The sequence below is a fragment of the Lysinibacillus sp. FSL H8-0500 genome, from assembly GCF_038051955.1.
In the GTDB taxonomy this organism is placed as follows: Bacteria; Bacillota; Bacilli; order Bacillales_A; family Planococcaceae; genus Lysinibacillus; species Lysinibacillus macroides.
Window position 1 is genome coordinate 1,035,491 of record NZ_CP150292.1, and the last position, 15,316, is coordinate 1,050,806.

The 15,316-nt window shown below is 37.2% G+C and carries 14 protein-coding genes; 8 read left to right on the forward strand and 6 right to left on the reverse strand.

Annotated elements, in window-relative coordinates; translation table 11 throughout:
* Nucleotides 1-4: 4 nt before the first annotated feature.
* The 7 genes from MHB44_RS04725 (at nt 5) to MHB44_RS04755 (ending at nt 6,667) form a co-directional block, all read left to right on the forward strand.
* The gene (locus tag MHB44_RS04725) at nt 5-667 is read left to right on the forward strand and encodes a TrkA family potassium uptake protein (RefSeq protein ID WP_053994880.1); all 663 of its coding nucleotides are present in this window, start codon (nt 5-7) and stop codon (nt 665-667) included.
* 6 nt (nt 668-673) lie between these two features.
* Nucleotides 674-1,153 carry a hypothetical protein gene (locus MHB44_RS04730; protein ID WP_341301760.1) on the forward strand — a complete coding sequence of 160 codons (480 nt, stop codon included), beginning with the start codon at nt 674-676 and terminating at the stop codon, nt 1,151-1,153.
* A 691-nt stretch (nt 1,154-1,844) separates the two neighbouring features.
* Entirely contained in the window at nt 1,845-2,621 is a 777-nt protein-coding gene (locus tag MHB44_RS04735) for an ABC transporter ATP-binding protein (RefSeq protein ID WP_341301761.1), read from the forward strand.
* A gap of 35 nt (nt 2,622-2,656) precedes the next feature.
* Nucleotides 2,657-3,655, forward strand: a complete 999-nt coding sequence (locus tag MHB44_RS04740) for an aliphatic sulfonate ABC transporter substrate-binding protein (RefSeq protein ID WP_341301762.1) — start codon at nt 2,657-2,659, stop codon at nt 3,653-3,655.
* A 14-nt stretch (nt 3,656-3,669) separates the two neighbouring features.
* Nucleotides 3,670-4,500, forward strand: coding sequence for an ABC transporter permease (locus MHB44_RS04745; RefSeq protein WP_341301763.1), 831 nt, complete (start codon nt 3,670-3,672; stop codon nt 4,498-4,500).
* Nucleotides 4,436-5,314 (forward strand): ABC transporter permease, encoded by an 879-nt coding sequence (locus tag MHB44_RS04750; RefSeq protein WP_341301764.1) that lies wholly within the window; start codon nt 4,436-4,438, stop codon nt 5,312-5,314. The genes MHB44_RS04745 and MHB44_RS04750 overlap by 65 nt, the downstream gene beginning before the upstream one ends.
* Nucleotides 5,315-5,326: 12 nt before the next feature.
* On the forward strand, nt 5,327-6,667 hold the full coding sequence (locus MHB44_RS04755; protein WP_341301765.1) for an LLM class flavin-dependent oxidoreductase: 1,341 nt from the start codon (nt 5,327-5,329) through the stop codon (nt 6,665-6,667).
* A 133-nt stretch (nt 6,668-6,800) separates the two neighbouring features.
* Here the strand turns inward: MHB44_RS04755 and MHB44_RS04760 are convergent, their stop codons facing one another.
* From MHB44_RS04760 to MHB44_RS04770, 3 genes are all read right to left on the reverse strand, one after another.
* Nucleotides 6,801-7,337, reverse strand: coding sequence for a GNAT family protein (locus tag MHB44_RS04760; protein ID WP_341301766.1), 537 nt, complete (start codon nt 7,335-7,337; stop codon nt 6,801-6,803).
* A 134-nt stretch (nt 7,338-7,471) separates the two neighbouring features.
* On the reverse strand, nt 7,472-7,675 hold the full coding sequence (locus tag MHB44_RS04765; RefSeq protein WP_341301767.1) for a hypothetical protein: 204 nt from the start codon (nt 7,673-7,675) through the stop codon (nt 7,472-7,474).
* A 76-nt stretch (nt 7,676-7,751) separates the two neighbouring features.
* Nucleotides 7,752-8,975, reverse strand: coding sequence for an MFS transporter (locus MHB44_RS04770; RefSeq protein ID WP_341301768.1), 1,224 nt, complete (start codon nt 8,973-8,975; stop codon nt 7,752-7,754).
* A gap of 444 nt (nt 8,976-9,419) precedes the next feature.
* On the opposite strand from MHB44_RS04770, the gene MHB44_RS04775 reads away from it, so the two are divergent.
* Nucleotides 9,420-10,988, forward strand: a complete 1,569-nt coding sequence (locus MHB44_RS04775) for a family 10 glycosylhydrolase (RefSeq protein WP_341301769.1) — start codon at nt 9,420-9,422, stop codon at nt 10,986-10,988.
* 298 nt (nt 10,989-11,286) lie between these two features.
* Here MHB44_RS04775 and MHB44_RS04780 read toward each other — a convergent pair whose 3' ends face one another.
* The 3 genes from MHB44_RS04780 to MHB44_RS04790 all read right to left on the reverse strand — a co-directional run bounded on the left by MHB44_RS04780 (nt 11,287) and on the right by MHB44_RS04790 (nt 15,256).
* On the reverse strand, nt 11,287-11,718 hold the full coding sequence (locus MHB44_RS04780; protein WP_341301770.1) for a MarR family transcriptional regulator: 432 nt from the start codon (nt 11,716-11,718) through the stop codon (nt 11,287-11,289).
* Complete coding sequence (locus tag MHB44_RS04785) at nt 11,708-11,989, reverse strand: transporter suffix domain-containing protein (RefSeq protein WP_341301771.1); 282 nt, start codon at nt 11,987-11,989, stop codon at nt 11,708-11,710. The genes MHB44_RS04780 and MHB44_RS04785 overlap by 11 nt, the downstream gene beginning before the upstream one ends.
* Nucleotides 11,990-12,163: 174 nt before the next feature.
* Nucleotides 12,164-15,256: an efflux RND transporter permease subunit gene (locus tag MHB44_RS04790; RefSeq protein ID WP_341301772.1), complete on the reverse strand. Its 3,093-nt coding sequence runs from the start codon at nt 15,254-15,256 to the stop codon at nt 12,164-12,166.
* Between the last annotated feature and the right edge of the window lie 60 nt (nt 15,257-15,316).

Consider the following 15,316-nt stretch of genomic DNA (forward strand, 5'->3'; position numbering starts at 1 on the left):
TATGATGAAAAAAGAGTTTGCGGTCATCGGGCTTGGACGTTTTGGAGGCAGTATTGTTCGTGAATTAATGAGTCAGGGCGCACAGGTAATGGCGATTGACCATTCCTCAGAGCGTGTGGATGAATTTGCGTCAATTGCTACACAGGCTATTATTGCAGATTCAACGGATGAATCAGTACTGAATTCATTAGGTATCCGAAATTTTGAGCATGTGATTGTTGCCATTGGTGAAGATATTCAAGCAAGTATTTTAACAACCATTATTTTAAAAGAAATTGGTGTGGAGCAAATTACGGTTAAGGCACAAAATGATTACCATGAAAAAGTATTGCGAAAAATTGGTGCTGATTTTGTCGTCCATCCTGAGCGTGATATGGGCATTCGTATTGCCAACAATATGTTATCAAATACCGTGCTGGATTATTTAGAATTATCAGATGAACACTCGATTATGGAATTAAAGGCTAATGATGCAATTGCAGGCTATTCCATTATAGATTTAGATATTCGAGCAAAATATGGCATTAACATTGTAGGCATTAAGCGTGGCGCTGATATTATTGTATCTCCACAGGCAAGCGATAAAATTTTATTGGGCGATATTATGCTTGTGATTGGTGCAGATGTTGATATAAATCGCTTTGTGAAAAAGGCAATGAATGGATAATGCACAATGACTAAGCGAAGATGGAGACTTGTTATATTTGCGAGTATTTTGTTAATTGGTGTTTTTACGATGCAACATCGTGAAAAAAATAAGGAGGAGGCGATTTCCCTTATTTTAGATCATGCTAAAGAAATTGATGCAATTGAATTATGGCAGGGGGAGCAATCCTTATTTTTAGCTACTAAAGATGAAGCACAAGATTTTATGGAAAAGTATCCATTAAGTCATGTAAAAGACCTTTCGAAAAAAGAAAGAACAATTTTTGACGAACAGCCTGCCTATCATATTGTCTATAAAATAAAAGATAAACCGTTATATGAGGTGGATATTTTAAAGGTGGCGATTAGCTCTGAGCTTGATGAGGAATTGAAACAATTGGTCTTTCAAATGGGTGATGAGCAATATTTAATTTATTGGGCTAAAGAGAAAAAAGCGCTTGAACAATCCACAAATACCCAGCAGTTACTTGAACAGTACGGTAAATAATGGTGGTGATACAGTATTTGAACTGGTCGCTACTTTTTTCTTTTAGTTATACTTGATTTCAGATTTTGATGAATGTGGATATTCATCATACACATCCTAAATATTCAATAGCAGTAGGCAAACGTATATAATTAGATGTAACAATTTAAAAAATTAAGCGCTGAGAGAAAGTTAGAGGTTAATTAACTTTTTCTCAGCTTTTTTGTTTTGGCTTTAAAAGATGGCCGTGAAAAAACTCAAAAAAACTAATTGACAACTAAAATGATTAATATTATTATTTATATAAATTTACTTGGTATTAAAACTTTATATTTCGTAGCGATCGCTGACTAGAACACTAGAGGCCCTTAAGTAATGGTTACTTAAGGGCTTTTTGCTGTTGCTATGTGAAGAAGGAGGCTCAATCAGAAATGTGTTTTTGTAGTGAAATAAGAATCAAAACGATTGATAATTTTTTAACTAATTGGCTATTGGTATTGGTTTTTCACACAGTCATAAGGTGAAAAATAACGAATCTGTGTGAAAGGAAGGAGTCTTTCTTATCTGTTTTACTATATAAAACTACTTGATTATGAGCCAATTTACTATAGAGAAGCCAAGTAGAGCTTAGAGCAAGATAAAACGAGAGGGTATAGTCGTCAAATTGCTGAGGAGGGGGAGGTCCTCTAATATGTGAAAGGGAGGAGCAATAATGAGTAAAAATACGTTAGTTATTGAAAATTTAAACAAGGTTTTTGCTACACCAAATGAACAAGTCATTGCTTTAAAAAATGTAGAGTTAACTGTTGAGCAAGGAGAGTTTCTAACTGTTATTGGTCCGAGCGGATGTGGTAAAAGTACATTACTGAAAATTATTGCCGGGCTGGATGTTGACTATATAGGAAAAGTGGAGCTCGATGGTAAGGCTATTCATGGACCGAGTTTGCAAAAGGGGTTTATTTTTCAAGAGCCACGTCTCTTTCCCTGGCTAACGGTTGAAAAAAATATTGCGGGTGATCGATCATTAAAAGATCCAACGATTAAGCAACAGGTAGCAGAGCTTATTAAACTGGTAAAGCTTGAGGGCTTTGAAAAGGCCTATCCTCGTGAATTATCAGGAGGGATGGCACAGCGAGTATCCATTGCGCGAGCATTGCTACGAAATCCCGCTATTTTATTATTAGATGAACCATTTGGTGCATTAGATGCATTTACACGTTCACATATGCAGGAGGTACTGCTAAATATTTGGCAGACCAATAAAACAACAATGATTTTTGTTACGCATGATCTCGATGAAGCCGTATTTTTAGGCCAACGTGTGATTATTATGAACCCTAGGCCAGGTCATATTAAATCGATTTTACCAATTGATTTATCATTTCCACGCAAACGTTCTTCACTTGGGTTTCAGGAGATGCGACGAGCTGTGTTAAATGAATTTGAAAAAGTAGAGGAAGAAACATATACAATTGGGGCTGGTATCTAACTAATAGCTAGCTCTAAGAAAAAGGAGAACGAACGATGAAAAAATTTTCAAGTATTATATTATTGCTTGCACTTATTCTTACTATTGTAGCAGGCTGTGCTCAGGATAAAGCTCCAAATGCAGCGACAGAGGAAAAATCCTCTAAAGATTTAGTTATAAGGATTGGTGTTCAAGGTAGTGGTGGTTTATTTGGGAAAGCACGTGAAGATCAACTATTTGAGAAAGCATTTGAACAGTATGGGGCAAAAGTGGAGTGGGTGGAGTTTCAAAGTGGACCCCCAATGACCGAGGCGATCGCTGCTGATAAATTGGATTTTGCGGGTTTAGGCAATATGCCAGTAATTACGGCACAAGCTGCTAATATTCCATTTACTATTATTTCACAAGCGTTAGCAGGAAATAAAAATGTTGGGATTGTGGTGGACGCTGGAAGTACGATTCAATCATTAGAGGATTTAAAGGGCAAAAAAGTAGCGGTAGGTAAAGGTACAAATGCTTATGATTTCCTTTTACGTGCTTTAGCAAAGGAAAATATAAAGGTAGAGGATATTGAGCTTATCAATTTAAATCCTGATGAAGGTCAAGCTGCATTTGATTCTAAAGGTGTCGACGCATGGGCAGTATGGGAGCCCTATTTAACAATTAATACGCTATCACAAAAGGGACGAATTATTGCAGATGGTGAACTACTAGGATTATTATCACCTTCCTATAACATAGTGCGCACAAAATTTGCAGAAGAACATGAAGATCTCGTTGTCACGTATTTAAAAACGTTAAATAGTTTGTTGGAATGGGAACTAGCAAATGAAAAAGAAGCGGTAGAGCGTTATGCAACAGAGCGTAATTTACCAGTTGCTTTAATGGAAGCAACACGTCAGCGGGCATTGCCAATTAACATTCCAGTAACAGAAGCTATTATACAGGAGCATCAAAAAACAGCAGATTTTCAATATGAAATTGGTACAATTCGTCAAAAAATTGATGTGAAAGAGGTTTTTGATAATCACTATATTGAAAAGGCATTGCAATAGAAGGAGGAGATTGAATGGTATCTCTGACAAATAAGGAAGTACAGGCGAGGGCAAACAAACAATCTAATCGTTCTCGCCACGAGTATTGGAGAAAACTAGCATTGGGTTCATTATTACCTGTGTTATTAGTAATTGTTTGGGAAGTAGCAGGACGCCAAGGGCTATTAAATCCTTTACTATTGCCGACACCTTCCACTATTATTACTGAATTTATCTATTTATGGCAGCATGGACAATTACTTATGCATTTACAAATTTCCATATGGCGCGCATTAGCAGGGTTTTTAATTGGTGGAGGACTTGGTTTATTATTCGGTGTGTTAGTAGGCTTTTCTTATAAAACACAGCAGCTATTGGACCCAACTTTCCAGATGCTAAGAATGCTGCCACATTTAGCGGTAGCACCATTGTTTATTTTATGGTTTGGCTTCGATGAAACATCCAAGCTGCTATTAATTGCTAAAGGCTCGTTTTTCCCTCTTTATGTCAATATATTTCTAGGAATTCGTTCACTAGATGCAAAGCTTTTTGAGGTAGCTAAAGTACTACAATTTAAAAAGTGGGATTTATTAACCAAGTTAATTATTCCATCCGCTTTACCGCATATCTTTTTAGGCATTCGTTTGTCACTTGGTATTGCATGGGTTGGTTTAGTTGTTGCTGAAATGATGGGTTCCTCTGAGGGAATTGGTTTTTTAATTAATGATGCAAGGTCTATGTCCATTGTTGCAACAGTATTTGCGGGTATTATTATTTTTGCAATATTAGGAAAATTGACAGATGCCCTCGTATTATCGATTGAACGAAAAAGTTTACGCTGGCACAACAATTTTACAGGACGGTGATCAAATGACCCTTACATCTAAAAATATACCCCAGCCACAAACAAAAAAGAAGTTAGCTTTGTCTGTGATTTTATCACCATGGATTGTGCCATTGGCAATAGTAGGGCTTTGGCAAATTATCAGTAGCCTAAAGCTAGTAGCACCACATATTTTGCCAGCTCCAACAAAAATAGCAGCTACATTTTGGCTACTTCTTGCAAATGGTGAATTATTGAATCATTTAGTAGTGAGTGGTGAGCGTGTACTAGTAGGTTTTTTGTTAGGAGCTTCTGTAGGACTCGTGCTTGGTATTGTAACGGGCTTTAGTAAACTAATGCAAGAAATCGTTGATCCGTCCCTTCAAATGCTTAGAACGGTACCTTTATTAGCATTAATTCCATTGTTTATTTTATGGTTTGGTGTTGGTGAATTTGGCAAAGTGCTGATGATTGCACTAGGCGCATTTTTTCCCATCTATGTAAATGTGTTTTTAGGTATACGGTTAGTGAATATACAATTATATGAGGTAACGGGCTTATTACAGTATTCATTTAAAAAACGTTTAACCACACTAATTATTCCATCTGCTATGCCAAATATTTTGCTTGGTATTCGATTAGCATTAGGTGCGTCATGGCTTGTGTTAGTTGTGAGCGAGATGATGGGCACAAGTGCGGGGCTAGGTTATATGATTCAAGATGCTCGGGCTTATTCGCAAACAGATATTGTTTTTGTAGGGTTAGTGATGTTTGCCTTATTAGGTAAATTATCAGATTCATTGGTCTATACGATTGAACGGAAAGTTTTAAAATGGCAGGATACTTTTAAGGGATAAGAGGGATAAAATATGAAAAAAAGACAAGACAAGCTTCGATTAGGCGCATTTATCTATTATAGTGGTCATCATAGTGCTAGCTGGCGCCATCCGTCAGCAAATGGTAAAGATATTTTTTCCGTAGATTATTATATTAAAGCTGCTCAAATAGCTGAGCGAGGTAAATTCGATATGATGTTTCTGGCAGATTATCTTTATCTTTCAGGTGTGGAAACGACCACTGCGGGCATGCTTGATCCTGTAACATTACTGTCTGCTATTGCTACACGTACCTCTAAATTAGGTTTAACGGCTACGGGCTCTACAACGTATAATGAACCATTCCATCTAGCACGTCGCTATGCTACACTCGATCATATTAGCAAAGGTCGTGCAGCTTGGAATATTGTAACCTCTCAGCATGATATTGAGGCACAAAATTTTGGACGTCAGCAACATCCAGAGCACAGTTTACGTTATCAAATGGCAGAAGAATATGTAGATGTAACACGGGAGCTTTGGGATAGTTGGCGTGATGATGCTCTTGTAAATGATAAAGAAAATGGAATTTTTGCACAACCAGGTGCGGTACGTGAAATTCATTACAATGGGCAATGGTATAGCTCAAGGGGGCCATTAAATGTCCCTAGACCACCACAAGGCTACCCTGTATTAGTAGTAGCTGGCGCTTCTCAGGCTGGTATTAACTTTGCTGCAAAAACAGGAGAAGTTGTCTTTACGGCACAGCAGTCATTAGAAGGAGCTAAAGCCTTCTATCAAGCTGTTCATGAACAAGTGAAAAAAGAAGGACGTCATAAAGATAGCATTAAAATTATGCCAGGGATTTCCCCAGTGCTTGCACCTACTGAGGAGGAGGCATGGGTAAAATATGAGGAATTAAATTCACTAGTCTCGGAGGAAGATGCAGTGGCAGTTGTTTCTCATTTTTTAAATTATGATTTATCAACTTATCCTGCACATGGACCATTACCAGAGTTGCCAGACTTAGCTGGCGCGTCCAACGCAATGAAAAGCCGCATTCAGCTCTTTATCGATACAGCGCGTGCTGAAAATTTAACGATTGTGGAATTAGGCAGAAAAATGCATGGTGCACGTGGGCATCTGGAGTTTGTTGGTACACCAGAACAATTTGTGGATTTAGTGGAACAATGGTTTCATGAATATGCTTGTGATGGCTTTAATATTATGCCACCTATATTACCAGCAGATTTAGAGACTTTTGTGGAGTTAGCTATTCCAGTGTTGCAGGAACGTGGATTATTCCGTAAAGAATATGAGGGCACTACATTACGTGAGCATTTAGGCTTAGAGCGTCCAACACCCTCTCACTTTAAAAAAAGTAAAGTAGTTTAACTTTTTTATGGCTACGAGGTAGATGACACTATTAAATAAAGAAACACTAAGGGAAGGTATACGTCCGATTCAGTTCTAATCGGACGTAAGCCTGATGATATAAACTTGTGTAATGTTCAAGCGTAACCTATGTTTAATAATCCTCATCCGTTATAGCATACATTTTTACATTTTGATAATGACCCTTCACCAGCATACTTTTTCTTAAAAGCCCTTCAAATAGCATCCCTGATTTTTCCATTACCTTTTGAGAGCCGATGTTTTCTTTAAAGCATCGTGCTTGAATACGTACCAAGCCTAATTCCTGAAAGCCAAAGTCAATAAGCCTTTTTGTTGCTTCTGTTGTAATGCCCTTATTCCAGTAATCTTCAGAAAGCACATAGCCAATTTCTGCATAGTTATGGGTGTCATTAATAGTAACGAAGTCAATAGTCCCAATTAGTTGTCCTGCATATTCAATACCCCATAACAAATGGTTGCCCTGATGATAACCATCTACAATTAGTTCAATAAAAGCCTTTGTGTCCTCTAAGCTTTGATGTGCCTGCCACGTTACATAGCGTGCTACATTTTCACAAGAAGTATAAGCATACATGGCCTCTAAATCCTGTAAGGTGATAGGTCTTAATAGTAATCTCTTCGTTTTTAAAATAGGCACATAATCATTCATTCAACTTCCTCCTTTAACAATATATTATATAAAAAAAGTCGACCCTTTTATTAAATAGGTCGACTTTTATTACATTTATCTCGCATCGTCATCAGAGATAGGATAAAGAAACCTTCCTATGATGAAGTTTTATTTTATCGATAACGTTTAGCTGTGGCTGAAGAATCCTTTGTTTTGGACTTATTCTGTTCGTCTTTAACTTTTTCATTTAGCTCTTCTACAGGTATTGAATCGACTGTTTTCATATCCTCATGCTTGTCAAAAATGCTTTCTTTACCTGTATCCAATACGTCAGGGTTATTCGTATAACGAGTTTTTGATTGTTTTTTATCAGTCATCCACTATCACCTCTTATTAATAGATATTCACCATTTTCCTAGAGTTTAAACATTCTAGCATAGGAGGTAGTGAGGACTAATTGTTGATGGATTTGCCAGCGTTGATAAGTGCCTTGCTACCAAGCAAGAAGAACCCTTGGATGAAAAGTAATACCCCTGTTCCTATTAGTAACCATTCAATGGCAATGATATCAGCAATTGGACCAAAAATTAGCATTCCTAAGGGCATCATAGAGGTTGAAATCATACTAAGAATACCGAATACTCTTCCTAAATAATCGCCCTCTATTTTTTCTTGTAATAGCACCGTAGCAGGTGTGTTAAAGATAGGCATTGCTAAACCTGTAACACCCATAACCACAAGATAAATCCAAAAATTAGGGATGATTCCAAGGGCTAGTGTGCATAGCCCAAATAATAAAGCGGATAATGTCATCGTATGCACTTTATTTTTAAAACCGCCCCATGAAGCAATTCCAATGCCGCCGATTAGCATACCGACTGCAAAAGCCATTTCGATTGCTGTTAAACGCCATACATCATTGCCAAAGCTACGGGTCACTTGCAATGGTGTTAAAAAGGCTGCAGGTGCTGCGAGCAACATAAAAAAGGCAAAGAATAGAAACATCTGCTTTAAAAAAGCGTGTTCCTTAATGTAAATAATGCCTTGCTTCATATCGCTGAAATAGCTTGTTGTTTGAGCCTGTGCTGCTTTTGCATGGACAGGAATATGCAAAAACAGTAAAAAAATTGTAATGGCAATAGCTGCTGTTACCACATCAATAAAGAATATAGATTCAATTGAAGCCATCGACAACAATGCACCGCTTGCCATTGGTGCAAGAATCATAATAAAGGCTTGAATACTGCCATTGGCACCATTGACCTTCATTAAATGCTCCTCAGGTACAAATTGTGGTAAAATTGCCCCGACTGCGGGTGTTTGAATACCTGCACCTACTGCACGAATGGCTGATATTACAAATAGAAGCCATAGGGCATCGTAGCCCATTAAAAATAAAATCGCTAAAATAAGTGTGGAGAAGGCGATCATGCCATCAGCCAAAATAATTAGCCATTTGCGATTATAACGATCTGCCCACACACCAGCAATTGGAGCTAAAAAGAAGGTAGGGACAAAGCCACAAATAATGGCAACGGTCATCATGATGCCTGATTGTGTTGTTAATGTAATATGCCAAGTAATGGCATATTGCACAAGCGCAGAGCCAAAGAGGGAAATCGTTTGACTGCTTAAAAAAAGAATTGTATTACGTTTCCAATGTTCCAATATTGTCATTCCTTTCTAACAGTTATGCCTGTGTGGAAAGTTGGAAGACAACAAAAAAGAGGGGAATCGAAGTCCCCTCTTTTTCTGTATTCCTAAAACAGACAGACTAATCCCGTTTTCTTTGCACAGCAGGCAAAGAGTGTACATATTTAATTAGTAAGGTGAAATCGTAGTCTGATTGAAGCTGTCATCAGGAATACCTCCGTTCTCTATAATGTGTGTTGATTGTAGCATAAAGTTTGATAAGCCGTAAAGATTCAGCAGTGACTAAAAAATCAATTTGCTAAAATTGGATGGTAAAGTAGTTACGAAGCAAGAAAGTTTTTTATAGTTTTCAATTTCAGAATTATTTTGATAATTATCTCATATTTGAACAAGAGAGTATTTTGATAGGCTAGCAAGTATCTATCATTTATCGTATACTAAAATAGAAAAATGGTAGATGGAGGGATTATGAGAAAGAACAATAGCAAATGGAAACTTGTCACTTTAGTCGCGATGATTTTTGTTCTATGCCTGTCGACCATCCCTGGAAAGACAGTAATGGCAAGCACGACACAGCCGAAAAGGGAAATGCGTGCTGTCTGGATTTCAACGGTTCAGAATATTGATATGAAAGCAGGCATGACTCAGGAGCAATACATAGCTTGGGCACGCAAAACATTGGATCAATTAAAAGCCAGCAAATTGAATACTGTAATTTATCAAGTAAGACCAACAAATGATGCACTGTATGCGTCTGAGCTAGCACCATGGTCGTCCTACATAACAGGGAAAAAGCAAGGCACAAATCCCGGTTACGATCCTCTTGAAATTATGGTAGAGGAGGCACATAAACGAGGCATGGAGCTACATGCATGGATGAATCCATATCGTGTCACAATGCCTAACCAAAAACTAACAGACCTTGCTGCCGATAATGTGGCAAGAACGAATCCAAACTGGGTTGTCAAATATGGCAAGCAATATTATTTAAACCCTGGTTTACCAGAAGTGCAAAACTATTTAGTCGATACAGTAAAAGAGCTAGTAGCCAATTATGATATTGATGCAGTTCATATGGATGATTATTTTTATCCATATAAAATTGCCAATGAAGCCTTTCCAGATCAAGCAGCCTATAAAAAATATGGTACTTCCTTTAAAAAAGTAGATGATTGGCGACGAGATAATGTCAATCAGCTCGTAGAAAATCTCTACACAGCTATTAAAGACACTAAGCCGTATGTGCAATTTGGGATTTCACCATTTGGCGTATGGCGCAATAAATCGCTAGATCAAACAGGAAGTGATACGCGAGCAGGTGTTAATAATTACGATGATTTATATGCAGATGTTAGAACATGGATTCAAAATGGCACGGTTGATTACATCACACCACAAATTTATTGGTCAAGAACATTAGCTGTTGCCAAATACGGTACGTTACTGGATTGGTGGAGCCATGAAGTACAAGCCTATGCAGAGACGCATCCTGTTCAGTTGTATATTGGGCTTGCTGATTACAAGGTAGGTAATGACAGCGATGCAGCATGGAAAAATAAAATGGAGCTGCCTGAACAAATCATAGCGAATCGCTCAGAAAAGACAGCAGCTAGTGGGCAAATGCATTTCTCCCTAAGAAGTATACAAAACAATAAGCTAGGCTATGCCACAATTATTAATCAGCAGCTATATAATTATACAGCGCTGACACCAGATACATCTTGGAACGATGCTACAGCACCTGACAAGCCGACTTTTGTGCAAGTGATAAAAGAAAAGACTGGTCGCACAATTGAAATTATAGATGAAAATAAAATACAGCCACGTAAGTATGTGATTTATCGTTTTACAGGGAACAAAGAAGGTTCTTATGATGACCCTCGAAATATCGTAGATGTTGTTTATAATACGGATGGCATCACTACATTTGTGGATAAGACAGCTCTTGCTCAGCGCAGCTATACATATGGCATTTCGGCTGTATCTGCTACAGGCGTGGAAAGTAAGGAAGCTTTTGTGGTGCAAGCAGGCAAGTAATCAAAAGGTTCAAAATAGATACAGGAATGGCTGGAGGCTTTATGTGCCTATTGTATAGTAATAATAAAGTTATTGAATGAGCGAAGAGTCTTACTACATTCTATACGTAGTAAGGCTCTTTAAAGTTGTTTCAAATTACATTCATCTACTTTAAAAAAATGAATAATCAAGCTGTTTACTTCTTATTCAACTAACGCCCGCATGAGTTGAAGTATGGTTTTTTACCAATATATAAAGCTTTAAATACTCTATTTAATGAAAGGTAATAAATGAATGATAGTTAAATCTTTATTCATTACTACAGTTTGTCAATTACTTTTGTTAGCTTTTGAAGTGCAGATAAAAAATTTGTTAACTCTTCAGGTGATAAACTCGCATAATATTTTTCAGAAACCTGCTGCATAAATCTTTCCATTTCTTTTTTATAAAGTAATCCTTTTTCGCCTAATTCCACTGAAAATGTACGCTTATCTTCTGGAAGTTGCTTTCTATAAATATAACCTTCGATTTCAAGTTTTACTAACTGCTGGCTGATAGCACTCTTGGTAATATTCATTTTTTCTGCTAACGCTGTAGGTGTGGAGGATGGATGCCGAATAATTAATGTTAATAACGTATATTGCTGATTATTTAATTGGAAATTCGTGTAAGTTCTTTCTTTTGCTTCTAGTAACAGCCATAGTTCTTCCAGTGTTTGATTAATTTTCTCAGCTAGAGTTTCATTTTTCATCTTTTCTTCTCCAATTTTTGGGGTTTAACTTCCTTTTATATTTGGTTACCACTTCTTTCCCAACAAAAGCTACACCTATTAAAAAAAGAACTTCTCCCACTACTATACATACTGTAATAATAGTCGCCTTGATATGGAGGGGAAGTGGGGTAAATGGTATGATAGCAGCCAATCCCCATAATATAGGATAAAGGATAAGAAGCCCTATCCCAAGTTTAAAGAGGAATGGTTTCTTTTGCTTCTCCTTGTTAGAAACGATATCTTTTTCCAATTTTAAGCCTCTCTTCATTTAGTTAAGTTAACTAAATTATATGCCGAAGCCTGTTTGATTACAAGGCTTTAAAATGCATTTACTAAAAATCAACTTATTATATAAAAACTTGCCCTATATAATTGATTAAAAAACAGCCATTCAAGCAATAAAGCGAGAATGGCTGTTTATCATTTAATTTTCTTTTATATCTTTACGGTTTTTCTTTAACATTTTTGATAGCATTTCATAAACAATTGGTACAACAACTAAAGTTAATAGTGTTGAAGATAATAAACCACCAATTACAGTAATGGCTAAATCTTTTGAAATCAGACCACTACCACCAGTACCGAATGCCATTGGAAGCATCGCACCGATTGTTGCAATAGCTGTCATCAGAATTGGACGCAAACGAGTTGCTCCTGCCTCTAGGATTGCTTCACGCATGTTAAGTCCGTCATGTTCCATATGAATAATACGATCAACTAATACAATGGCATTTGTGACAACAATACCAATTAACATTAATAGACCCATCATAACCGATACAGATATTGTTTGGCCTGTTACAAATAAACCAACAAATGCACCGATTACAGCGAATGGTAGTGAGAAGAGGATAGCGAATGGTGCTAAACCTTCACCAAATGTCACAACTAAAATAAAGTAGACAATCGCAATGGCCGCTAGCATAGCAACACCTAGTTTAGTAAATGTTTCTTGCATATCAGCAGCTACACCTGCCACGCCTGTTGTTACGCCTTTTGGTAAATCTAATTTATCAATTTTTTTATCAGCAGCAGATGTTGCTTTTGAAATATCATCTCCGATAATAGTGCCAGACACAGTTGCAAAGTACTCACCTTTTGAACGAGCTAATGAGTTAAGTGTTGTACCTTCCTCAACATCTACTAATTCGCCAATTGTCATGGTTGTACCTAATGCTGTTGGCACTTCAGTTGCTAACACATCATCAAGCGAAGTAGCTGCTGCTTTAGCATCACGTTGAACAATAACCTCGATATCTTTACCATCATTTTTCACAGTTGTTAAAACTTCTTTTGTTGCATGGGTATTTAAAGCCATAACAATTTGAGCTGTTGTTAAACCGTATTGTAGAACATTTTTTTGTTCGACTTTTAATACATGCTCCACGTATGGGTCTTCATTGTCAGATTTAATATCTTCTAAGCCATCAACTTCTTTTAATGCACCTTCTACTTGATTAACAGCATCGCGTAGCTTATCTAAATCGTCGCTGTATAATGTATAGCTGACTTCATTAGAAGACATACCACCCATTGATGAGAAGTCTTGAGATTTCCATTCTCCTGATTGCTCGATATTAAATACATAGTCTTCCACCTCTTCGCGAGCTTTAGGGAAGTCTTCCATATCAGGATCAAAGATTAGGTACATTAATGCACCACCAGCACCGCCGCCCATCATCATTGCCGATGGATCGACATTATTGGCATCTGTTATAGAAACTTGTAAAATATCCACATCTTTGCGTTTCATTAATTCTTTTTCAACCTTTTCAACATTCGCTGCCGTTTCATCTGTTAGCTCGCCTGTTGCAGGTGTATACGTTAAGTACATTACCTTTTCTTCCTGTGAGCCCATAAAGCTAAAGCCGATTAATGGCGTTAAGGCAATAGACCCCACAAGTAATAGAACCGCAATAACGGATGTAATAATTTTGTGATTTAAAGATTTTTCTAAAACGCCTCTATACCAAGTAGCCAGCTTGCCTACCTCTTTATGTTGGCTTTCTTGCTTCTCACCGTATAGCTTTTTACGGAATAAGAAGTGAGAGAGGGCAGGTACGATTGTGATGGCTACGATTAATGATGCACCTAGCGCAAATGTCATTGTTAACGCAAATGGCATAAATAATTCACCAACCATACCACCTACGAAAATAAGCGGAGCAAATACGGCTACTGTTACTAATGTAGACGAAAGAATTGGTTTGAACATTTCAATCGTTGCTTCACGAATAAGCGCACGACCTGTTAATTTTTCTTGCTTTAAATGGATACGACGATAAATATTTTCCACAACAACAATGGAGTCATCAATAACACGGCCAATAGCGACAGTGATCGCACCAAGCGTCATAATATTTAATGTGATATCCATCCAGTTCAATAGCAGTAATGCCATAAACACAGAAACTGGGATAGAGATAATTGAAATAATCGTTGATTTGAAATCACGTAAGAATAATAAAATGATCAATACGGCAATTGCGCCACCAAACACTGCTTTTTCAATCATTGTGAATACAGAGTCTTCGATTGGAGCACCTTGGTCAAGAGAGATATCTACCTTTAAGCCGTCTAAACGTTTTTCTTCATCTTTCATCAGGTCTTTTACTGCATTAACCACGGTTACCGTATTTGCATCTTGACCTTTCACGATTTGAATGGCAATAGCATCCTTACCATTTGTACGTGATACAGATTGTACCTTCCCTTCTACTTCAATTGTTGCAATATCACCAAGACGAACAAATGGTGAAGGATTCGTAGCTGAAGGGGTAACTGGAATTAATAAATCTTTTAACTCATCAACAGATTGTACTTTACCATCTACTGAAACAGCCTGCTCACCAACAGTAAATTGATATAAACCAAGTGACAGTGACATATCACTTGCCTGAATCATTTGTTTAACAGTATCCTCCGTTAAACCGAGGGCAGCCATTTTTTCTTCATCATATTTAAATGATACTTGTTCAATATGCTGACCAGTAATTGTAGCAGAGGCAACACCATCAATTTTTTCAATCTTTGGTAATAAAATATCCTCTACTGTGGAAGTTAGATCCACAATATCTTCTGTAGAACTACTTACAGATAGAGCGACGACTGGCATCATGTTCATGCTGATTGCCATAATCGTTGGCTCTTGTGCTCCTTCAGGTAATGTTAGATTATCTAAGGCTGCTTCTAACTGACGCTTTTTCTCATCCATATCAATTCCATAGTCGTATTCAACTTGAACTTGTGCTACGTTTGAGGAGGATGTTGAATAAACTGCCTTGACATCTTCTAAGCTTTCTATAGTCTTTTCAAATGGAATGGAAAGCTCATCCATTACCTGTTCAGGTGTTGCACCAGGATATACACCCATAACGATTAAATAGGGAATCGAAATATCAGGGATCGATTCCATTTTCATTCTTGTACCCGAGTAAATACCAGAGGCAGTAATAATAATGGTTAATAACCATACTGCCAATTTGTTTTTCAATACGAAATTCACTAAACCTTTCACTTTCACACCTACCCTTAATTGACTATCTAAACTCAATTATTTATACTAATGACTAATCGG